A 21006-nucleotide genomic window follows, 5' to 3' on the forward strand; every position below is an offset into this window, starting at 1 on the left:
GAATGTCTATCTTCCTCAACAAGGATTCCAAGGTCATCGTCCAGGGCATCACCGGCGGCGAGGGCACCAAGCACACCGCCCTCATGCTGAAGGCGGGCACCCAGGTTGTCGGCGGCGTCAACGCGCGCAAGGCCGGCACGACCGTTCTGCACCACGACAAGGACGGCAACGAGGTCGAGCTGCCTGTCTTCGCATCCGTGGCTGAGGCCATGGAGAAGACGGGGGCGGATGTCTCGATCGCGTTCGTTCCGCCGGCTTTCACCAAGGATGCGGTGGTCGAGGCGATCGACGCCGAGATCCCGCTGCTGGTCATCATCACGGAGGGTGTGCCTGTCGGCGACTCGGCCGAGTTCTGGGCCTACGCGCAGGAGAAGGGCAACACGACCCGCATCATCGGGCCGAACTGCCCCGGCATCATCACGCCCGGTGAGTCGCTTGTCGGCATCACGCCGGCGAACATCACCGGCAAGGGCCCGATCGGTCTCGTCTCCAAGTCGGGAACGCTTACCTACCAGATGATGTACGAGCTGCGCGATCTGGGCTTCTCGACAGCGATCGGTATCGGCGGCGACCCCATCATCGGCACCACGCACATCGACGCGCTTGCCGCGTTCGAGGCCGACCCGGAGACGAAGGCGATCGTCATGATCGGTGAGATCGGTGGCGACGCTGAGGAGCGCGCGGCCGACTTCATCAAGGCGCACGTGACGAAGCCGGTCGTCGGCTACGTCGCAGGTTTCACCGCGCCGGAGGGCAAGACGATGGGCCACGCAGGCGCGATCGTCAGTGGTTCCGCCGGCACCGCGCAGGCGAAGCAGGAGGCCCTCGAGGCTGCGGGCGTGAAGGTCGGCAAGACGCCGTCCGAGGCGGCCAAGCTCATGCGCGAGGTCCTCGCAGCGCTGTAAGGCTCACGCACCAAACGGATGGCCCGCTTCGGCGGGCCATCCGTCGTTAACGGCCGCGCCACCCGCGCCCGCCCGCGCCCGCCCGCATCCGCCCGCCCCTCCATCTCGCCGAGACTGCACGTATTGCACGTTTTGGCGTCCAAAGCGTACGGTTTGCGTACTCTCGGCGAAGTGTGTGGTCGCATCCGGGTGCCCGTCCCGCGCCACCACTTCACCACCCACTCCGCCCGCCTGCCCGTTCCCACCCCCTCCACTTCGCCGAGACTGCACGTATTGCACGTTTTTGCGCCCAAACCGTGCGGTTTGCGTACTCTCGGCGAAGTGTGCGGTCGCACCCGGGCGGCATCCACCTCACCCATTTCGCCGAGAGTACGCAGGTTGCACGTTTGCGGCGCGAAAGCGTGCGGTTTGCGTACTCTCGGCGACGCGGTCGGCGGGGGAGCTGTGACGCCGCCGCAGCGCAGGTAGGGTCGGAGACGGTATGAATCGCTCGCTCACCGCCGTCTTCTCCGCCCTGGAGGCGCTGCTCGTCGTCGGCATCGGCATCGGTATCTCGCTGGTTCCGCTGACGCTGATGTGGGGCATCCAGTACGGTCTGCAACTCGACTGGGTGCTGTTCTGGCGCGCCTCCGTCGACATGTGGCTGCTCGGCCACGGCGCGGGCATGACGGCGGCCCTCGATGAGGTGACGGCGGCGGCGCTCGGCCTGCCCGGAGCCGAAACCCCGTTCGTGCTGACGCTCGCCCCGCTCGGCTTCGGTCTGCTCACCCTGCTGCTCGGCCAGCGTGCGGGCCGGCGCATCGCCGAGACGCCGCACCACCTGCTGGGGCTCGCCGTCGCGGTCGTGACGTTCGCGGTGCTCGCGTTCGTCCTCGTGCTGACGGCGCTCCATCCGCTCGCCCGTCCCTCGATCGTGCAGGGCACCGCCTTCACGACGCTCGTCTTCGCGGTCGGCCTCGGCCTGGGCGCGGGGCTGGCCCGGTACCGTCTGGCAGGCTCGCGGCCGGTCGACGCGATCGACCGCCTGTGGGAGCGGCTCACGGACTGGCCTGTGCGGATGCGCGCCGTCGTCGGCAGCGCGCTCGTCGGCGCCGTTGCATCCGTCGCCGCGCTCGTCGTGGTCGCGTCTCTCGTGCTCGCCCTGCTGGTGGCCGTCAACTATGGCGACATCGTCGCCCTCTACGAGGGGGCGCACTCGGGGGTGCTGGGTGGGGTCGCGCTGACGCTCGCGCAGCTGGCCTTCGTGCCGAATCTGGTGATCTGGTGCGCGTCGTGGCTGCTCGGTCCCGGTTTCGCGATCGGCGCTGGTTCGGCCGTGTCGCCGCTCGGCACGGCGCTCGGGCCGATCCCGGCGATCCCTGTGCTGGGGGCGCTGCCGACGGGTCAACTCGCGTGGGGGTTCCTGGGGTTGCTCGTGCCGGTGGTGCTCGCGTTTCTCGTCGGCGTGCTGCTGAGCTCCCGCCTTCGCGGGGCGCTCGGTGCGCGTCCGGCGCTCGGCACGGTTCTGGCGACGGGCGGGGCGACCGCGCTCGGGGCGGGTCTGCTCATGGGGCTGCTCGCCTGGTGGTCGGGCGGTTCTGGCGGCCCGGGCCGGCTCGCCGAGTTGGGCCCGTCGCCGCTGCTTGTGGGGCTGTGCGCGGCGCTCGAGATCGGGCTGGCGTGCACCGCCGGGATGTTGGCGGCCCGCGCGCGGGAGTAGGGCGCGTGAGCCGGTTTCGGTACGGTCGCGCGACCCCGATCCCTCAAGCAGCAGGGTGATTCGCTGGTCGAGGTGTCGCCACCTGCGACGGGGCGGCCCTCATGGCGGCAGTAGGCTTGTCGAGTGCTGAAACTCGTCGTGCTCATCTCCGGTGGCGGCTCGAATCTGCGCTCGCTGCTGGAGGCTGCGCAGGATGCGGAGTATCCGGCCCGGGTGGTTGCGATCGGTGCCGATCGTGACGCGGAGGGCCTCGTGCACGCCGAGGAGTTCGGCATCCCGTCGTTCGCCGTCTCGTTCGCGAACTATCCCGACCGTGAGGCGTGGGGGGATGCGCTGCTCGAGCAGGTTCAGCAGTGGCAGCCTGATCTGGTCATCCTGAGTGGGCTCATGCGCCTTCTGCCGCCGCGCGTGGTCGCGGCCCTGTCTCCGAATCTGATCAACACGCATCCGGCGTATCTGCCTGAGTTCCCGGGCGCGCATGGCGTGCGCGACGCGATCGCGGCGGGTGTGTCCGAGTCGGGCGCGAGTGTCATCGTCGTCGACAACGGGGTCGACAGTGGCCCGATCCTGTCGCAGCGCCGGGTTGCGGTGCTGCCGAATGACACCGAGTCGTCTCTGCACGACCGCATCAAGCTCGTCGAGCGGGAGCTGCTGGTGCAGGTCGTGCTCGACATCGCCAATGGAACCATCGACCTGAAGGAGCTTGTCTCATGAGCGGCCCCAGCCATGACGCATCCGAGTACCGTGACCGCGACGCCATCCCGCTGAGGCGGGCCCTCATCTCGGTGAGCGACAAGTCGGGCCTGCTTGAGCTGGCCGCGGCACTGGTGGACGCCGGCGTCGAGATCGTCTCGACGGGGTCGACGGCGAAGATGATTGCGGATGCGGGGCATCCGGTCACCGAGGTTGCGACGGTCACGGGCTTTCCCGAGTCGCTTGACGGCCGGGTGAAGACGCTGCACCCGTTCATCCATGCGGGCATCCTCGCCGATCTGCGCCTGGCCGCGCACGAGCAGCAGCTGCAGGAGCTCGGGGTGGAGCCGTTCGAGCTTGTCGTCGTGAACCTGTACCCGTTCGTGGAGACGGTCGCGTCGGGTGCGCAGGGTGGTGCTGTGGTCGAGCAGATCGACATCGGCGGGCCGGCCATGGTGCGTGCCGCCGCGAAGAACCACGCGAATGTGGCGATCGCGGTGTCGCCCGAGAGTTACCAGCAGATCATCAAGGCGGCCACGCTCGGCGGCACGACGCTCGCCCAGCGGCAGCGTCTCGCGGGTGAGGCGTTCGCGCACACGGCCGCGTACGACACGGCGGTTGCTGAGTGGTTCGCCGCGAATGTGGGCGTGCGGGCCGAGCATCCGGTGCAGGGCGAGTCGACGGATGCCGCGGCCGAGTCGATCACGCTGACCGCGACGCTCAAGGACACGCTGCGGTACGGCGAGAACTCGCACCAGTCGGCGGCCCTGTATGTGGAGGCCGACGGCCACGGCATCGCCCAGGCCACGCAGCTGCACGGCAAGGAGATGTCGTACAACAACTATGTCGACGCGGATGCCGCACTGCGGGCCGCGTTCGACTTCAGCGAGCCTGCGGTCGCCATCATCAAGCACGCGAACCCGTGCGGCATCGCCGTCTCGCGTGGTTCGGGTGACCCGATCGCGTCGGCGCATGCGCGGGCGCACGACTGCGACCCCGTCTCCGCGTTCGGTGGCGTGATCGCCGCGAACCGCACGGTGACGGCTGCTGCCGCCCTGTCGATCAAGGACATCTTCACCGAGGTTGTGGTGGCTCCCGGTTTCGAGCCGGAGGCGCTGGCCATCCTGCAGACGAAGAAGAACCTGCGCCTGCTGCAGCTTCCTGAGGGCTACGCCCGCAGCGAGCGCGAGCTGCGCCAGGTGTCGGGTGGCCTGCTGGTGCAGTCGGCCGACAACTACGACGACTTCAGCACGGACGGCTGGAAGCTTGTGACGGGCGCCCCCGCCGATGAGACCACGATGGCCGACCTGGAGTTCGCGTGGCGGGCCGTGCGCTCGGTCAAGTCGAACGCCATCCTGCTCGCGCACGACGGCGCCTCGGTGGGTGTCGGTATGGGCCAGGTCAACCGGGTCGACTCGTGCCACCTTGCCGTGGACCGCGCGGGCGACCGTGCCCCGGGCAGCGTCGCAGCATCCGACGCCTTCTTCCCCTTCGCGGACGGGCTCGAGGTTCTGCTGCGCGCGGGTGTGAAGGCCATCGTGCAGCCGGGCGGTTCGGTGCGCGACGAGGAGGTCATCGCGGCGGCGAAGGAAGCCGGCGTGACCATGTACTTCACGGGCGAGCGCCACTTCTTCCACTGAGCGGGGCCGGATGCTCGCTGGTTGAGGGGCATGGAGTACCGTCTCGAAACCTCATGGCGATGGGTGGTTGTCAGCGGGTGGGCGGAGGATCTAGTCTGTAAGGCTGCCCGCCGCACATCAGGGGTGCGGGCGGCAGGGTGAGAGGCCGCGCGGACCCGCGGCCCGCCCACCGATCCACAGGGACCACAAGTGCCAGAACAGCAGAAGCGCGCCGCCTCGTCGGGCGGAACCTTCCGGTCGATTGTGCGGGTGTACCCGTATGCGCGTCCGGCGATGCCGCGCATCTATCTGGGGATGGCGGCGGCCCTGGTGGCATCCGTTGTCGCCCTTCTGATCCCGCAGGTGCTGCGCTCGCTCGTTGACGGCCCGCTGAAGGATGGCGATTCGGGCCAGATCGTCGCGCCTGTGCTCATCGTGCTCGGCTTGGGTGTGCTCGAGGCGGCCATGATCTGGTTGCGTCGCTGGTTCGTGCTGCTGCCGGGTACGGCCATCGAGGCGCGGATGCGCAACGGGCTGTATCACCAGCTTCAGGATCTGCCGGTCGCGTTCCATGACCGCTGGCCGAGCGGGCAGCTGCTGTCGCGTGCGGTGAGCGATCTGAGTCTGATCCGCCGCTGGTTGTCGTTCGGCATCGTGCTGCTTGTGGTGAACACGGTGACGATTTTGATCGGGTTCGGCTTCCTGGTGGCCATCAACTGGATGCTGGGGCTGCTGTTCCTGGTCTGCTCTGTGCCGCTCTGGATCTACGGTTTCGTGTTCGAGAACCGCTATTCGGTGGTGGCGCGGCGCAGCCAGGACCAGAGCGGTGATCTGGCGACGACCGTGGAGGAGTCGGTTCACGGCATCCGCGTGTTGAAGGCGTTCGGTCGCGGCCGTGAGGCGTTGAGGGGTTTCGGCGTTCAGGCCGAGCAGCTGCAGGCGACGGAGATCGAGAAGGCGAAGGCGGTGGCCGGCATCTGGCTGTGGCTGCTGCTGGTGCCCGATGTGACGTTCGCGCTGGGCCTGCTCGGCGGCGTGTGGTTGGCCGTGGAGGGCCAGTTGACGGTGGGCGAGCTGGTGGCGTTCTTTGCGACGGCGACGGTGCTGCGCTGGCCTGTCGAGTCGATCGGGTTCCTGCTGTCGATGACGTTCGACACGCGCACCGCGGTCGACCGTTTCTTCGAGGTCATGGATGAGGTCAACGCGATTGCCGATCCGGATGCCCCCACGACGCTGGAGAAGGTGGAGGGTCGACTGGCCTTCGACGGTGTGCATTTCAGGTATCAGGATGCTGCTGCCGCATCCGCCGATCTCCTCGACGGTATCGAGCTGGTCGTCGAACCGGGCGAGACGATGGCGCTGGTCGGGCTCACGGGCAGCGGCAAGTCGACGATGACGGCGCTGGCCACGCGGCTGTACGACGTCACGGGCGGAGCGGTCACGATCGATGGCGTCGACGTGCGCGAGCTGCGCCGCACCGAGCTGCGCCGGCACATCGCGATGGCGTTCGAAGACGCGATCCTGTTCTCGGCGAGCGTGCGCGACAATGTGCTCCTGGGGCGGCCGGATGCCTCGGAGGAGGAGCTCGCGGAGGCCCTGTCGATCGCGCAGGCCGACTTCGTGTACTCGCTGCCGAAGGGCCTCGACACGCTCATCGGCGAGGAGGGTATGAGCCTTTCGGGTGGGCAGCGGCAGCGGCTGGCGCTGGCCAGGGCGGTCGCGGCGAAGCCTGCCGTGCTCGTGCTCGACGACCCGCTCTCCGCGCTCGACGTCGACACGGAGGCGCGTGTGGAGGCGGCCCTGCGCAGAGTTCTGGCGTCGACGACGGCGCTCATCGTGGCGCACCGGCCGTCGACGGTGGCGCTCGCCGACAGGGTCGCGCTGCTGGAGGAGGGGCGCGTGACCGCCGTCGGCACGCACTCCGAGCTGCTCGCGACGAGCGAGCACTACAGGTTCGTGATCTCGAGCCTCGAAGACGAAGACAAAGACGAAGACAGGCGAGAGGGGGTGTCGGCATGAGCGTCACAGGGGTCATGGGTGAGGAGCGCGACGACTTCTCCCGCGCCGAGAGCCGACAGATCCGTCAGCGGTCCATCGCGCTGCTCTCCTCGCTGCTGCGGCCGCTGTGGGGCAGGGTGACGGTGACGGCGCTCGTGGTCGTGCTGAGCACGGCGGCGCAGGTGGTGGGTCCCGCGCTGATCGCGATCGGCATCGACAACGGCCTGCCTGCGGCGCTGAACGCTGACTGGATGCCGCTGTGGCTGACGGTGGCCGGCTATCTGGCCGCGGGCATCATGGGCGCCGTGCTGATCTCCTCCTACACGGTCATGTCGGCGCGCATCAGTCAGGCGATCCTGCTCGATCTGCGCAAGCGGGTGTTCCTGCACACGCAGCGGCTGAGTCTCGACTTCCACGAGAACTACACGTCTGGCCGCATCATCGCGCGCCAGACGAGCGACCTTGATTCGATCCGCGAGCTGCTCGATTCCGGCATCAACCAGTTGGTGCGCGGCGGCCTGTACATGGGGTTCATCACGGTGGCGATGTTCCTCGTCGACTGGGTGAGCGGTCTGCTGCTGCTGATCGCGCTCGTGCCGCTCGCGGTGCTGTTCCGTTGGTTCCAGCGTCGCTCGCAGGCGGGCTTCCGCCGCACCCGTGTGGCCTCGGCGCGCCTCATCGTGAAGTTCGTGGAGACGATGACGGGCATCCGGGCGGTGAAGGCGTTCCGAACGGAGAAGCGCAACGAGGAGGTCTTCGGCGAGCATGTCGAGGAGTACCGGGATGCGAACGCGAAGGTCATCCAGCTGTTCGGCACCTTCGAGCCGGGGCTGATCCTGCTCGGCAATGTGACGCTCGCTGCGCTGCTGTTGGTGGGCGGGCTGCGGGTGGCCGACGGCCAGCTCGCGATCGGCGCGCTCCTGGCGGTTCTGCTGTACTCGCGCCAGTTCTTCGCCCCCGTCGAGGAACTGGCCATGTTCTACAACTCCTACCAGTCGGCTGCTGCCGCGTTGGAGAAGATCTCGGGCGTGCTCGAGGAGCGGCCGAGTGTGCAGGATCCGACCACACCGATCGACCTGTGGCAGGCGAAGGGCGGCGTCGGCTTCGACGGCGTCGAGTTCGCCTACACGGAGGACCGGGTGGTGCTGCCGAGCTTCGACCTGCAGATCCCGGCCGGCCAGACCATCGCACTCGTCGGGTCGACGGGCGCGGGCAAGTCGACGCTCGCGAAGCTGATCTCGCGCTTCTACGACCCCACGCAGGGCAGGGTTTCGCTCGACGGCGTCGACCTTCGGAGGCTGCACCCGAAGGATCTGCGCCGCGCGATCGTGATGGTCACGCAGGAGGCGTACCTGTTCTCGGGCACCGTCGGCGGCAACATCGCCCTCGGCAAGCCGGACGCCACGCGAGACGAGATCGTCGCCGCGGCGAAGGCGGTCGGTGCGCACGATTTCATCGAGCGGCTTCCGGATGGCTATGAGACGGATGTCAACAAGCGCGGCGGCAGGGTGAGCGCCGGTCAGCGGCAGCTCATCTCCTTTGCGCGCGCGTTCCTCGCCGACCCCGTCGTGCTCATCCTCGACGAGGCGACGGCGTCGCTCGACATCCCCAGCGAGAGGCTCGTGCAGGAGGGGCTGCAGACGCTGCTGGCGGATCGCACGGCCGTGATCATCGCGCACCGCCTGTCGACGGTCGCCATCGCTGACAGGGTGCTTGTGATGGAGCACGGTCGCATCGTGGAGGATGGTGCGCCGGAGGAGCTGATCGCGGGCACGGGCAGCTTCGCGCGCATGCACGCCGCCTGGCGCGACTCTCTCGTCTGAGCGACTCGCTCCGCAACCCGCCGGGTCTCCGCACCCAATAGGCTCATGAGCATGGCCTATCCCACTCTTACCCTGTCGCCCGCCCGCCGCGTCGGCGGTGCCCTTGCCGCGGGTGCCGTGGTGGCCGTCATCGCCCACGCGGTGACGGTGTTCGTGTTCTTTGTGTCGTCGGGGGCTGACCCGGCGAACTTTGCGACGCTCAGCGAGTTCTTCCAGATGGGCAGCCTGTTGGGCTTCGTGTTGCTGGCTCTGGCTGCCGCGCTGGAGGCATTCCGCTGGTGGTATGTGGCGTTGCCGGCTGGTGCGCTGGCCGCAGTCCTGGCCGCATATTTCGGCACCATGTTGTCGCTGGTGGGTCAGGGCAACACGCTCGACCAGGCGGCGTTCGCCTATCTGGCGAATTCGCTCGTGGGGCCGAACCTGGTTTTCACTGTGGCGGCGGCGGTCGCTTCGGCGACGGCGGGTGTTGCCATCTGGAGGCGCATTGCGGGCAGCTCTGCGGCATCCGAGCGTCGTATTGCTCTTGTGCGGCTTCCGGCCAGCAATCTGGCGGAGGGCGAGATCACGCACATCGAGCGGCTGCCCGTGAACGCGGAGCTCGCCGATCAGCAGTGGGAGCAGTATGTTGCCGCTCTGGATGCTCACGGCTGGGAGGTCGTGGAGGTTCCCGTCGCGGAGGGCCACGCCGATTCGGTGTTCATCGAGGACACTGTGGTGATCTTCGGCACGACGGCTGTCATCGGCAGCCCGGGTGCCGCGTCGCGGATCGGTGAGACGGATGCTGTCGAGTCGGCGGTGCGCGGGCTTCGCCTGAAGGTCTCCCGCATCCAGCAGCCGGGCACGCTCGATGGTGGCGATGTGCTGAAGGTCGGCCGCACCGTCTATGTGGGCAGCAGCGGTCGCACGAATGCGGAGGGCATCCGTCAGTTGCGCGGCATCGTGTCGCCGCTCGGCTACACGGTTGTCGCGGTTCCGATGACGAAGGCGCTGCATCTGAAGACGGCGGTGACGGCACTGCCCGACGGCACCGTGATCGGCTTCGAGCCCTTCATCGACGACACGGGCCTGTTCGAGCGCTTCCTGGCGGTGCCGGAGGCGGAGGGCGCCGCGGTCGTGGTGCTCGACGAGGGCACCGTTCTCATGTCGGCGGCCGCGCCGAAGACGGCGGAGCTGCTCACCCGGCTCGGCTATGACGTCGTGACGGTGTCGATCGGCGAGTTCGAGAAGCTCGAGGGCTGCGTGACCTGCCTGTCGGTGCGGGTGCGCTGAGGCACCCGCGGGCGGCTCCTACAGCTGCCCAGACGGAGCAGCCCCTACGGGAGGAACGTCTCGAATTCGGGGATGTGCTTCAGGCTCAGGTATTTGACGGCGATGGTGGCGAGCTTGGTGGCCGCCTCCGCGTTGAAGTCGGTCCTGTAGGTGGGGAGTGCTGCGGTGATGCGCTCGTTCCACTGCGTCTGCGTGTAGGTGGTCACGATGGCCCGCACCTTGGTGGGGTTCTCGTTCGAGAACTCGATCGACTTGGTGAGCGCCTTCGTGAACCGCTCCAGGACATCCGGGTTCTCGGCGGCGAAGTCGGCCGAGGTGAAGTAGGCGCCCACGTCGAGGTTCGGGTCGAAGTCGTAGTAGCTGTAGCTGAGCACGCGCTTGCCGTTGTTGAGCGCGCGGGTCAGGTAGGGCTCGACCAGGAAGGCGGCGTCGACGGTGCCGTCGTCGAGCGCCTTCTCGGCGTCCTGGAAGGCGACCTCTCGCCACTGCACCGTCCAGGAGATGCCGCCGACGGCATCCATGGTCGCTCGCAGCACCGTGTCGTTGGTGTCGAGCAGGCTGTTGCTGCCGACGAAACCGCCCTCGAGGTCGTTGAGACTCTGGACGTCGGAGTCGCCGCTGACGATGAGCGCGCCGAAGTCTGCCTCCGCGTCGCCTGACGATGAGCCCGCGGGGGCGATGAGCTCGAGTTCGGAGCCGGAGACCGAGGCCCGCATGAGGCTGAGCATGTCGCTCACTGCGACGTCGTAGTTGCCTTCGACGGTCGGCTGGATGAGCGCGGCGCTGCCCGATGCGAGCGAACCGATGCGCAGCGACAGACCCTCATCGGCGAAGAAGCCCTCGTCGACGCCCACGAACAGCGGTGCGCTCTCGAGGCTGGGGAGCACCCCGACCGATATGTCGGTGAGACCGGATGCTCCGGCGCCTTCAGAGCCGCACCCGGTGAGTGCCGTGCCTACGATACTGAGCGCAGCGAATGCTGCCACAGTGGACTTCTTCATGATCACTCCGTTGTCATCGGGTATGCGTAGGAGATACGTCTGGCGACTCAACCACGGTCGCGCCCCTGCGCAAGCATGACACAGCCTCATGGAGCGGAATAGAACCCTTAAGGGGGTGGCCTCGTGTCGGGCGGGAGGGTCACTCCCCGGAGTGGCGAGCCCGGGCGAGATCCACGCGAAACGTTCCCGAGCGAGACCAGAGCAGCGGGGTGCCCTCTGCCCGGTAGTGCTCGAGGGCGCGTGCCGAATGGTCGACGGCCGGATGCCCGCTGGCCCGGATCACCCGCCACCACGGCACATCAGACCCGTACCAGGCCATCACCTGCCCGACGGCGCGGGCCGCGCGTGAGCCGAGGGCGGCGGCGACGTCGCCGTAGCTCATGACCTGGCCGGGAGGGATCGAGGCGACGACGTCGAGCACCCGCGACACGAAGTCCTCCGATGGGGGAGTCGATGGCGGAGTCGCCGCCATCAGAGCTGGATCGATCCGACCTTCTCGCCGTACTGGGTCTCCTCGACGACGACGAAGCCGACGCGGAGGAAGAACTCCTCCGGTCCGTCCTCGCCGGGTTCCCAGATGACGGTGAGTCGTTCGAAGCCGCGTCTGCGTGCCTCGTCGACGGCGGCCTGCACGGCGAACTTGCCGACGCCGCGACCCTGCGCCTCTGCGGCGACATTCATGCGCCAGATGCAGCTGCGGAACTGCTCTTCATGGGCATCCGCATCGAAGTTGGCCATCAGGAATGCGAGCACGGTGCCGTCGGCGTCGACGACGACGCGCTGCCAGTAGGTGCTCGGGTCGAGCAGCGGGCCGGCGATCGCGTAAGAGACGGGCGCGATGAACTGTTCCTGCCCCGGCTTGAGGGTGAGCGTGTTCGCTGCCTCGATGTTCTTCGCGGAGAGCTCGTGGAGTGTCAGTTCGGCCATGACCTCAGGCTAACCTCTGCCGCCGTGGAAGCCCAACGGTATATCGTCGGCTCTTCTGGAGCGCACTCCCGAGGGCAGGCAGAAGGGTCGCCGCGTGGGTATCTTGCGGCGACCCATTGTGACTGCGAGTGTAGCGCCCGCCGTGACTCTCGGCTACGGAAGGATGCTGTCGAGGTCGGGCTGCTCGCGGAGCATCCCGTACTTCGTGGCTGCGGCGACGAGCTTGTCGGCCGCACCGCGATCGATCGTCTGGCTGAACACGGGCAGGGCGAGCCTGCTGCGCACATCGGCACCGGCACCGATGTAGGTGTTGATGTTGTCGCGTACGTCGTAGTCGGATGCCTCGGCGTAGTCGATCGACTTGGTGAGGGCCGCGGTGAAGCGCTCGACCAGTTCGGGGTCGTCCTTCGCGATGGCGGAGGAGGTGAAGTAGGCCGAGACGGTGAGGGCCGGGTCGAATTCGGCGTAGGGGTAGGAGAGCACGCGCATGCCGCTCATCCGGGCCTCCGTGGCGAAGGGCTCCACGACGAGCGCCGCGTCGACGGTGCCCTCCGAGATGGCCTGGACCGCGTCGATGAAGGCGACCTCCTTCAGTTCGATGCTCGCCGAGCTGCCACCGGCCGCGTCGATCGCGTTGCGGACGAGCAGGTCGTTGGTGGTGCGCAGCGAGTCGATGCCGACCGAGTGGCTGGTGAGGTCGGCGAGGTTCGTGATCGGTGAGTCCTTGCCCACGATGATCGCGGCGTAGTCGAAGGAGGTGTCGCCGGAGGTGGATGCTGCGCCACCGATGACGGACACCGGCTGCTTCGCCTCGAGGGCGGTGAGCAGCGAGAGTGCGTCGCTGTAGCCGAAGTCGTAGTTGCCCTCCGCGACGGCGGTGATGATCCCGCTGGTCTTCGAGGCGAGCGAGTTGATGCGGAGGGTGATGCCCTCTTCCGCGAAGAATCCCTGATCGAGGCCCAGGTAGAGGGGGGCGAGGTCGGCGCCGGGGATGACCCCGATGGTGACGTCGTTCGGTCCGGAGCCTGCGTTCGCGCCCTCGTCTGAGCATCCGGTCAGCGCGACGGCGAACAGGGAGGCTGCGACGATGCCGGCAAGCATCTGCTTCTTCATACCACTCCAGCGGGAGGAAGGATCCGGGCGGGAACCGGGAATCGGGTCGAAATCATGAACGGTGATCGGGTTCGGGTCAAGAACCCATGATCGCACTGTTCAGGCCCCGATTGCCACGGCCGCCTACCTCCAAACCGGGGGGCAAAATGCCTCCGCCCACGGCGCGCCTACGGCAGCAGGTCGTCGATCTGCGGTTTCGACGACAGGAAGTGGAAGCGCAGGCCCGCGTTGATGAGCTTGTTCAGGGCCGCCCGATCGATCTCGTTGCTGAAGCGGGGCAGAGCGAGCCGGCTGCGCACATCCGCCCCGGATGCGATGTAGGTCGTGATGTTGTTGCGCACCTTGTCGGGCTCGCTGGTCGCGTATTCGAGCGAATCCTCGATCGCGGCGGTGAAGCGCTCGACCAGCTCGGGGTGGCTCTTCGCCGTGTCCTCCGAGGTGAAGTAGGCAGAGACGGTGAGGTCCGGGCTGAACTCGGCGTAGGGGTAGGCGAGCACGCGCATCCCGTTGAGGCGCGCCTCCGTGACGAAGGGCTCCACGAGGAGCGCAGCGTCGACGGAGCCGTCGGCGACCGCCTGCGCACCGTCGATGAAGGGGATGGCGCGCCAGGTGACGGTGTCGCCGTCGGCCTCTGTCTCGTCGATGACCATCTGCACGACCGCCTGGTTGGTGGTGCCGATCGCGTCGACCGCGACCGTGGCGCCGTGCAGCTGCGCGAGCGACGTCACGGGGGAGTCGGCGTTCACGACGAGGGCTGCGTAGTCGAGGGCGGTGTCGCCGGATGTGGCCGCGGCGGCACCGACGAGGTGCAGCTTCGTGCCATCCTCGCGAGCCTTGAGCAGGGTGATTGCGTCGCTGTAGCCGAAGTCGAACTTCTCGGCGTCGACGGCGGTGACGATGCCGGCCGTGGTCGACGCGAGCGAGTTGATGGTGAGGGTGATGCCGTGCTCGGCGAAGAGGCCCTCCTGCTGGGCGAGGAAGAGCGGGGCGAGGTCGGCGCCCGGCACGACGCCGATGGTGACCTCGGTGAGCCCGGTCTTCGCCCCGGCGTCTGCTTCTGCGCATCCGGCCAGCAGCATGCCCGCGGCGGATGCCATGGCGATGCAGGCAAGCAGTTTCTTGTTCACGGGTCGCTCCATAGGGGTACTCGGGTGTGCGCGCTGTGCGCGGCAGGTGCCGACTCGGGAGGGTCGGCGTGCGGGGGAGCGCCGATGCTCGGCCTCAAGCCTGCCATAGCTTTTGGGAGAATTCCTCCACCAGATCGGGGGGTCTGTTGTTGGTTAACAACAGGTGAACGGAGCGTGAACGGATGCCCTCCGCCGCACGCAATGGGGTACAACTATCTCGACGTCAAGACAGTTGCTCAGGGCGGGTATGATGTATGCGGCCCTACGAGAGGAAGAACCCATTGGCAAAGATCAAGGTTGAAGGCACGGTCGTCGAACTCGACGGCGACGAGATGACACGCATCATCTGGCAGAAGATCAAGGACACCCTGATCCACCCCTATCTCGACGTGAACCTCGAGTACTACGACCTCGGCATCGAGAAGCGTGACGAGACGGATGACCAGATCACCATCGACGCGGCCCACGCCATCCAGAAGCACGGCGTCGGCGTCAAGTGCGCCACCATCACCCCCGACGAGGCCCGCGTCGAGGAGTTCGGCCTCAAGAAGATGTGGCGGTCGCCGAACGGCACCATCCGCAACATCCTCGGCGGCGTCATCTTCCGTGAGCCCATCATCATCTCCAACATCCCGCGCCTCGTGCCCGGCTGGAACAAGCCGATCATCATCGGTCGCCACGCCTTCGGCGACCAGTACCGCGCCACCGACTTCCTGTTCAAGGGCAAGGGCAAGCTCACGGTGGAGTTCACGCCGGAGGATGGCTCAGAGCCGATGAAGTTCGAGGTCTACGACGCTCCCGGCGACGGCATCGCGCAGGTCCAGTACAACCTCGACGACTCGATCGTCGACTTCGCTCGCGCCTCGCTCAACTACGGCCTCAGCCGCAACTACCCCGTGTACCTCTCCACCAAGAACACCATCCTGAAGGCCTACGACGGCCGCTTCAAGGACATCTTCGAGGAGATCTACGAGACCGAGTTCAAGGCGCAGTTCGAGGCTGCGGGCCTCACCTACGAGCACCGCCTCATCGACGACATGGTGGCATCCGCCATGAAGTGGGAGGGCGGCTACGTCTGGGCCTGCAAGAACTACGACGGCGACGTGCAGTCCGACACGGTCGCGCAGGGCTTCGGCTCGCTCGGCCTCATGACGTCGGTTCTGTCGACGCCAGACGGCAGGGTCGTCGAGGCGGAGGCCGCGCACGGCACCGTCACGCGTCACTACCGCCAGCACCAGCAGGGCAAGCCCACCTCGACGAACCCGATCGCCTCGATCTACGCCTGGACGCGCGGCCTCGCGCACCGCGGCAAGCTCGACGGCAACCAGGAGCTCATCGACTTCAGCCTCACCCTCGAGGATGTCGTCATCAAGTCGGTTGAGGCCGGTCACATGACCAAGGACCTCGCGCTTCTGGTCGGCCCTGAGCAGAAGTGGGAGACGACCGAGGAGTTCCTCGCGACGCTCGACGAGAACCTCAAGGCGCGCATGGCGGCGTAACCCGCCTCCCGCACGTCGAAGGCCCCCGCATCCATCACTCGGATGCGGGGGCCTTCTCCTGTGCGCTCGCGGTGGTCATCCGCGCCCCTGTTCGAGGTGAGAGGTCATCTTTCGCCCTATGCGGCCACAGTTGGGGCGAAGAGTGGCCACTCAAACCCGAGTGTGGTCACCGTGGTGGGGCAGGCGTACCGAGAAAATGCTCGAGCACGTACTGCGCGATCGCGATCGACGAGGTCGCCGCGGGCGAGGGCGCGTTGCGCAGCAGCGTGACGGGCCCCACCTGGTCGACGGCGAAGTCGTCGACCAGCTCGCCGCCGCGCCCCCACGCCTGGGCGCGCACGCCGGCGGCTCCCTTGTGGCTGAGGTCGCGCATCCGCAGCTCGGGGATGAACCGGCGGGCCTTGGTGTAGATGCGGCGCTTGATCAGTGACGCGCTGATCTCGTCGACGCCCATCCGCCAATGCTGCTTCGCGAGGGGCCACGCACCGGGCCACATGAGCGACTCCCAAGTGTCCTTGACGGAGATCGTGAGCCAGTCGTAGCCCTCGCGCGCGAGCGCAGGAACAGCGTTCGGGCCCATGTGCACGGTGTCGTAGACGCCGCGGGTGAAGTGCACCCCGAGAAAGGGGAAGCGCGGGTCGGGCACCGGGTAGATCATGCCGTTGACGAGATCGGTGCGGTCGGGAGTCAGCTCCCAGTACTCGCCACGGAACGGAAGGATCTTGGGCGACGGGTCTGCTCCGACGAAGCGAGCCACGGCATCCGACTGCAGGCCCGCGCACACGATGACGCGGTCGAACAGCTGCTCCGACTGCGAGGTCACGACCCGCACCCGGCCGTTCTCGAGGCGCATCCCGGTGACCTCCTGACCGAGCAGGATGCTGCCACCGGATGCGAGGGCATCCTGCCCCATGGCCTCCGTGACGGCGGCATAGTCGACGATTGCGGTGTGCGGGGAATGCACGGCCGCGATACCGGCGACGTGCGGCTCGATCTCGCGCAGGCGCTCGACGCCCTCGACGCGGGCGAGGTCGGGCACGCGATTCTCGATGGAACGCCGCTCGATCTCGGCGAGAGCGGGGAGCTCCGACTCGTCGACCGCGACGACGAGCTTGCCGACCTCGCGGTACGGCAGCCCCTTCTCCTGGCAGAACTCGCGCATCGAGACGCGGCCCGCCGCGCACAGGGTCGCCTTGAGCGATCCGGGCGCGTAATACAGGCCTGCGTGCACGACGCCGGAGTTGTGGCCCGTCTGGTGCCGGGCCAGCCCCGATTCCTTCTCGAAGACGACGACCTCGTCGCCGAGCCGGGTGAGCTCGCGGGCGAGCGCGATTCCGACGATGCCGCCACCGATGATCCCGGTCTTCACAGCCATCAGTGGGTCCTCACCGCCGCAGTCCTGATCGTCGCCGTCCTGATCCGAGTGTAGGGCGGGCCTCGCATCCGCCGCATGCCCGAATTGCACCCCGGATTGTCCGCACAAAGGGGGACAGGATGTCACGGATTGGTAACAAGTCACCCTTAAGCCCCCCCTAATGGGGGTGTATTCGTGCTTAGAGTGCCCTTGGCCGACGTGATCCGCCTGGCCGCAGAGCACCCTCTCGAGACAGGAAGAACTCCGTGAGACTTCGCCGGGCAGCATCCACCACAACAGCGTCCGCGGTCGCGGCGTTCGCGCTCATCGCAACCTCGCTCATGGGAGGTGGGGCGCTCGCAGCATCAGCGGTGCCCGCATCCATAGGCTCCGGAGGGCAGACCACCTTCACGCCCGGCCGCTACATCGTGAGCATGGTCGACCAGGCCGTCGCCACCTACGACGGCGGCGTGCGCGGCTTCGACGCCACGACGCCCCCGGAGGGCGAGCAGCTCAACCCGCGACGCCAGGCCGTGCAGAGCTACAGCAGCTACCTCGAAGAGCAGCAGGCCACCGCCGCCGCATCGGTCGGCGCCGACATCGAGTACTCGTACACGCTCGCCAGCAACGGCTTCTCGGCGGTGCTCACCGCGGAGCAGGCCGCCGAACTCGCGGCGAACAAGAACGTCGCCTCGCTCGTGCCCGACGAGCTCAAGCATGTGACGGCCACCCCGCAGCGCTCCACCGAGTTCCTCGGCCTCGAAGGCGCCGACGGAGTCTGGGCGGCCACCGGCGGAGCCGAGAACGCGGGCGAAGGCGTCGTCGTCGGAGTGCTCGACACCGGCATCGCCCCCGAGAACCCCGCCTTCGCCGGGGACGCACTCGGCACCGCGCCGGGGGCCGAACCGTATCGCGACGGTGAGAGCATCCGCTTCGCCAAGTCCGACGGCGGAACCTTCACGGGCAGCTGCGTCGTGGGCGAGCAGTTCACGGCCGACGACTGCAGCACCAAGATCGTGTCGGCACGCTACTTCGTCTCAGGCTTCGGCCAGGGCAACCTCGGTGACGCGTCCCTCGGCGAGTACGTGTCGCCGCGCGACGGCGACGGCCACGGCTCGCACACGGCGAGCACCGCCGCCGGAAACCTCGACACCCCCGCGACCATCGACATCCCCTCCGGCCCGGCCGACTTCGGCACCTTCTCTGGCGTCGCACCCGCAGCCAAGGTCGCCGCCTACAAGGTGTGCTGGACCGGGCAGGACCCCCACGACACCGCAGACGACGGATGCGCGACAACAGACCTGCTCGCGGCAATCGACCAGGCGGTGGCCGACGGCGTCGACGTCATCAACTACTCCATCGGCGGCGGCGCGGCGCAGAGCACCGTCTCTCCGACCGATCAGGCATTCCTCGGCGCGGCCGCGGCTGGCGTCTTCGTCTCGGCGTCAGCGGGCAACTCCGGCCCCGGAGCCTCGACCCTCGACAACGCGGCCCCGTGGATCACCACCGTCGCGGCATCCACCATCCCCAACTACGAGGCGACAGTCGACCTGGGTGACGGGAGTGCCTACCCGGGCGCCTCCTCGACCGTCGACCGCGCCGAGGGCGTCGAGCCCGTGAGTGGGCCGCTCGTGCTCGCCGCAGCCGTCGCCCTGCCCGGTGTGGCCACCCCCGAGCTGTGCCTCGCCGACTCGCTCGACCCGGCGCTCGCCGCCGGCGCGATCATCGTGTGTGACCGCGGCGTCAGCGCCAGGGTCGACAAGTCTGCTGAGGTCGCCAGGGTCGGCGGCATCGGCATGGTGCTCATCAACCCGGCGCCGAGCTCCACCGACCTCGACACCCACTCGGTGCCCACCGTGCATCTCGACGCGCAGTTCCACGCGGCGGTCACCGCGTACGCCGCGACCGCCGGCGCGACGGCAACACTCACCCCCGGAAACGACACCGAGTACCAGTCGCCCACCCCGCAGGTCGCCGGCTTCTCGTCGCGCGGACCCGTCGAGGCTGACGGCAGCGACATCCTGAAGCCCGACATCGCGGCACCCGGCGTCGGAATCCTCGCGGCAGGAGCCAACGCCGAAGGCGCAGACCCCAGCTACCAGTTCCTCTCCGGAACCTCCATGTCGGCCCCGCACATCACCGGGCTCGCGGCGCTGTACCTGGGCGAGCGGCCCAACGCGACACCCGCAGAAGTGAAATCGGCCATGATGACCACCGCATACGACACGGTGGACGGCGACGGAGCATCCGTCACCGACCCCTTCACACAGGGGGCCGGCGAGGTCGACCCGACCCGCTTCTTCGAGCCAGGCCTGCTCTACCTGAACGACGTGCCCGACTGGCTGTCGTACATCGAGGGCGCAGGCTACGACGTGCTCGACCCGTCTGTTGAGGCGATCGACCCCAGCAACCTGAACCTCGCATCCATCGCCATCGGCTCGCTCACGGGCACCGAGACGGTCACGCGCACCGTCACGGCCACGCAGGCCGGAACATTCACCGCCGAGATCAGCGTGCCCGGTATCGACGCGACAGTGTCGCCGTCGACGCTCACGTTCGGCGCGGCCGGCGAAAGCCAGAGCTACGAGGTCACATTCACCAGAACGGATGCCCCGCTCGACCAGTTCACGAGCGGTGCGCTCAACTGGACCAGCGGTGACACCGTGGTGCACAGCCCCGTCGCCATCCGGCCCGTCACGATCGTGGCACCCGCCGGCGTCGACGGCACCGGCACCACCGGCGCGGTCGACGTGACGGTCACCCCCGGCGGCGACGGCGAGATCCCGCTGACGACGACCGGCCTCACCGCAGGCGTACTGCAGGCCGACCCCACCGGCACGGAGACGGAACACTCCGGCTCCGGCACCAACGGCGACGAGTTCCAGTACTCGATCGTCGTGCCGGAGGGCACCGCGTTCGCCCGCTTCGACCTCGACTCGATCGACGACAGCGCCGACCTCGACCTGATCGTCTACCTGCTGGATGCCTCGGGCACGCCCGTCGCCGGCTGGCAGTCAGCGACAGGCTCGGCAGACGAGCGCGTCGACCTCGCCGAGCCGACGCCCGGCGACTACCTCGTCATCGCATCCATCTACTCGGCCAACCCGCCGACCGCGTTCGACCTCACCACCTTCGCGGTGGCTGCGGCGGGCGAGCCGCTCACCCTCGAACCGGCCGTGCTCGCAGGCGTGCAGGGCGAGCCCGTCACCTACCGCGCATCGTGGTCGGGGCTGGCGCCGTTCTCCAGCTATCTGGGCCTCATCGCCTACGGCGAGACGGGCGCGAGCACCGCGATCAGCGTCACGACGCTCGAAGGCGCAGAGCCGGGAGCGCCCGTGAACACGGTGGCCCCGAGCGTGTCGGGTGAGCCTCACGTCGGTTCCCGACTCGTGGCCGACCCGGGTGAATGGGATGTCGAGGGCCTCGCGTTCGCCTACCAGTGGCAGCGTGACGGCGTCGACATCGCCGGCGAGACGGGCAAGCGCTACAGGGTGACCAAGGCCGACCAGGGCGCCGCCATCTCCGTCGTCGTGACCGCGTCGAAGGAGGGGCTGCCGAGCGCGAGTGCCGCATCCGAGTCCGTCGTCATCGTCGTCGACTCGAAGACGTCGCTCAAGCTGAGCACCCCCATCGCGTTCTCCTTCCAGAAGGTCACCGCGACCGTGAAGGTGACGACGGATGTCGGGGCGCCGCAGGCAGGCACCGTCATCGTCACGGTCGACGGCAGAAAGGTGGCCGAAGTGGCCCTTGATGCTTCGGACAATGGCACCGTCAAGACGACGCTGAAGAAGATCAGCCGTGGCTTCCACTACGTGCAGGCTGAGTTCGTGCCGGCCGACTCCTCCGTGGCGCCGTCGAAGAGCACGAAGCAGCTGCTCTGGATCGTGCTGTAACGGGCGCCTTCGCGCGAGTCTCCGGTGCTCGTGGGGTCACACCCTGAGCGCGAGTGGTCATTTCTTGCCCTAAGGGTGGGCGGGGT

At 68.0% G+C, this 21006-nt stretch carries 15 protein-coding genes; 9 read left to right on the top strand and 6 right to left on the bottom strand.

Features of this window, described 5'->3' with window-relative positions:
* The first annotated feature begins 2 nt into the window (after positions 1 to 2).
* From sucD to ddaH, 7 genes are all read left to right on the top strand, one after another.
* Positions 3 to 905, top strand: coding sequence for a succinate--CoA ligase subunit alpha (gene sucD, locus FB562_RS00095; protein WP_141879281.1), 903 nt, complete (start codon positions 3 to 5; stop codon positions 903 to 905).
* Between the two features lie 481 nt (positions 906 to 1386).
* Entirely contained in the window at positions 1387 to 2604 is a 1218-nt protein-coding gene (locus tag FB562_RS00100; RefSeq protein WP_141879282.1) for a cell division protein PerM, read from the top strand.
* Positions 2605 to 2727: 123 nt separating this feature from the next.
* Positions 2728 to 3318 (top strand): phosphoribosylglycinamide formyltransferase, encoded by a 591-nt coding sequence (gene purN / locus FB562_RS00105; RefSeq protein ID WP_141879283.1) that lies wholly within the window; start codon positions 2728 to 2730, stop codon positions 3316 to 3318.
* Positions 3315 to 4937: a bifunctional phosphoribosylaminoimidazolecarboxamide formyltransferase/IMP cyclohydrolase gene (gene purH, locus FB562_RS00110; protein WP_141879284.1), complete on the top strand. Its 1623-nt coding sequence runs from the start codon at positions 3315 to 3317 to the stop codon at positions 4935 to 4937. The genes purN and purH overlap by 4 nt, the downstream gene beginning before the upstream one ends.
* A gap of 273 nt (positions 4938 to 5210) precedes the next feature.
* On the top strand, positions 5211 to 6935 hold the full coding sequence (locus FB562_RS00115) for an ABC transporter ATP-binding protein (RefSeq protein ID WP_141880999.1): 1725 nt from the start codon (positions 5211 to 5213) through the stop codon (positions 6933 to 6935).
* Positions 6932 to 8737: an ABC transporter ATP-binding protein gene (locus tag FB562_RS00120; RefSeq protein WP_141879285.1), complete on the top strand. Its 1806-nt coding sequence runs from the start codon at positions 6932 to 6934 to the stop codon at positions 8735 to 8737. The genes FB562_RS00115 and FB562_RS00120 overlap by 4 nt, the downstream gene beginning before the upstream one ends.
* A gap of 51 nt (positions 8738 to 8788) precedes the next feature.
* Positions 8789 to 10006, top strand: coding sequence for a dimethylargininase (gene ddaH / locus FB562_RS13875; RefSeq protein WP_141879286.1), 1218 nt, complete (start codon positions 8789 to 8791; stop codon positions 10004 to 10006).
* Positions 10007 to 10050: 44 nt separating this feature from the next.
* Here the strand turns inward: ddaH and FB562_RS00130 are convergent, their stop codons facing one another.
* The 5 genes from FB562_RS00130 to FB562_RS00150 form a co-directional block, all read right to left on the bottom strand.
* Positions 10051 to 11007 carry an ABC transporter substrate-binding protein gene (locus FB562_RS00130; protein WP_185740404.1) on the bottom strand — a complete coding sequence of 319 codons (957 nt, stop codon included), beginning with the start codon at positions 11005 to 11007 and terminating at the stop codon, positions 10051 to 10053.
* Positions 11008 to 11146: 139 nt separating this feature from the next.
* On the bottom strand, positions 11147 to 11479 hold the full coding sequence (locus tag FB562_RS00135; protein ID WP_141879288.1) for an MGMT family protein: 333 nt from the start codon (positions 11477 to 11479) through the stop codon (positions 11147 to 11149).
* On the bottom strand, positions 11479 to 11934 hold the full coding sequence (locus tag FB562_RS00140) for a GNAT family N-acetyltransferase (protein WP_141879289.1): 456 nt from the start codon (positions 11932 to 11934) through the stop codon (positions 11479 to 11481). The genes FB562_RS00135 and FB562_RS00140 overlap by 1 nt, the downstream gene beginning before the upstream one ends.
* Positions 11935 to 12087: 153 nt before the next feature.
* Positions 12088 to 13047: an ABC transporter substrate-binding protein gene (locus FB562_RS00145; RefSeq protein WP_141879290.1), complete on the bottom strand. Its 960-nt coding sequence runs from the start codon at positions 13045 to 13047 to the stop codon at positions 12088 to 12090.
* A 167-nt stretch (positions 13048 to 13214) separates the two neighbouring features.
* Positions 13215 to 14174, bottom strand: coding sequence for an ABC transporter substrate-binding protein (locus FB562_RS00150; protein WP_185740405.1), 960 nt, complete (start codon positions 14172 to 14174; stop codon positions 13215 to 13217).
* 281 nt (positions 14175 to 14455) lie between these two features.
* Here FB562_RS00150 and FB562_RS00155 point away from each other — a divergent pair, with 281 nt between their 5' ends.
* Entirely contained in the window at positions 14456 to 15673 is a 1218-nt protein-coding gene (locus FB562_RS00155; RefSeq protein WP_141879292.1) for an NADP-dependent isocitrate dehydrogenase, read from the top strand.
* Positions 15674 to 15839: 166 nt separating this feature from the next.
* Here the strand turns inward: FB562_RS00155 and lhgO are convergent, their stop codons facing one another.
* Entirely contained in the window at positions 15840 to 17048 is a 1209-nt protein-coding gene (gene lhgO / locus FB562_RS00160; protein WP_141879293.1) for an L-2-hydroxyglutarate oxidase, read from the bottom strand.
* Positions 17049 to 17293: 245 nt separating this feature from the next.
* On the opposite strand from lhgO, the gene FB562_RS00165 reads away from it, so the two are divergent.
* Positions 17294 to 20920 (top strand): S8 family peptidase, encoded by a 3627-nt coding sequence (locus FB562_RS00165; protein WP_246081276.1) that lies wholly within the window; start codon positions 17294 to 17296, stop codon positions 20918 to 20920.
* Positions 20921 to 21006: the final 86 nt, after the last annotated feature.

Origin of the sequence: Homoserinimonas aerilata (genome assembly GCF_006716125.1) — a bacterium.
Classification (GTDB): domain Bacteria; phylum Actinomycetota; class Actinomycetes; order Actinomycetales; family Microbacteriaceae; genus Homoserinimonas; species Homoserinimonas aerilata.

Coding starts and splice junctions, on each gene's coding strand:
- lhgO (WP_141879293.1), bottom strand. CDS start 17,048: ATGGCTGTGAAGACCGGGATCATCGGTGGCGGCATCGTCGGAATCGCG.
- FB562_RS00145 (WP_141879290.1), bottom strand. CDS start 13,047: ATGAAGAAGCAGATGCTTGCCGGCATCGTCGCAGCCTCCCTGTTCGCC.
- FB562_RS00115 (WP_141880999.1), top strand. CDS start 5,211: ATGCCGCGCATCTATCTGGGGATGGCGGCGGCCCTGGTGGCATCCGTT.
- FB562_RS00135 (WP_141879288.1), bottom strand. CDS start 11,479: ATGGCGGCGACTCCGCCATCGACTCCCCCATCGGAGGACTTCGTGTCG.
- FB562_RS00140 (WP_141879289.1), bottom strand. CDS start 11,934: ATGGCCGAACTGACACTCCACGAGCTCTCCGCGAAGAACATCGAGGCA.
- ddaH (WP_141879286.1), top strand. CDS start 8,789: ATGGCCTATCCCACTCTTACCCTGTCGCCCGCCCGCCGCGTCGGCGGT.
- FB562_RS00130 (WP_185740404.1), bottom strand. CDS start 11,007: ATGAAGAAGTCCACTGTGGCAGCATTCGCTGCGCTCAGTATCGTAGGC.
- sucD (WP_141879281.1), top strand. CDS start 3: ATGTCTATCTTCCTCAACAAGGATTCCAAGGTCATCGTCCAGGGCATC.
- FB562_RS00120 (WP_141879285.1), top strand. CDS start 6,932: ATGAGCGTCACAGGGGTCATGGGTGAGGAGCGCGACGACTTCTCCCGC.
- FB562_RS00100 (WP_141879282.1), top strand. CDS start 1,387: ATGAATCGCTCGCTCACCGCCGTCTTCTCCGCCCTGGAGGCGCTGCTC.
- purH (WP_141879284.1), top strand. CDS start 3,315: ATGAGCGGCCCCAGCCATGACGCATCCGAGTACCGTGACCGCGACGCC.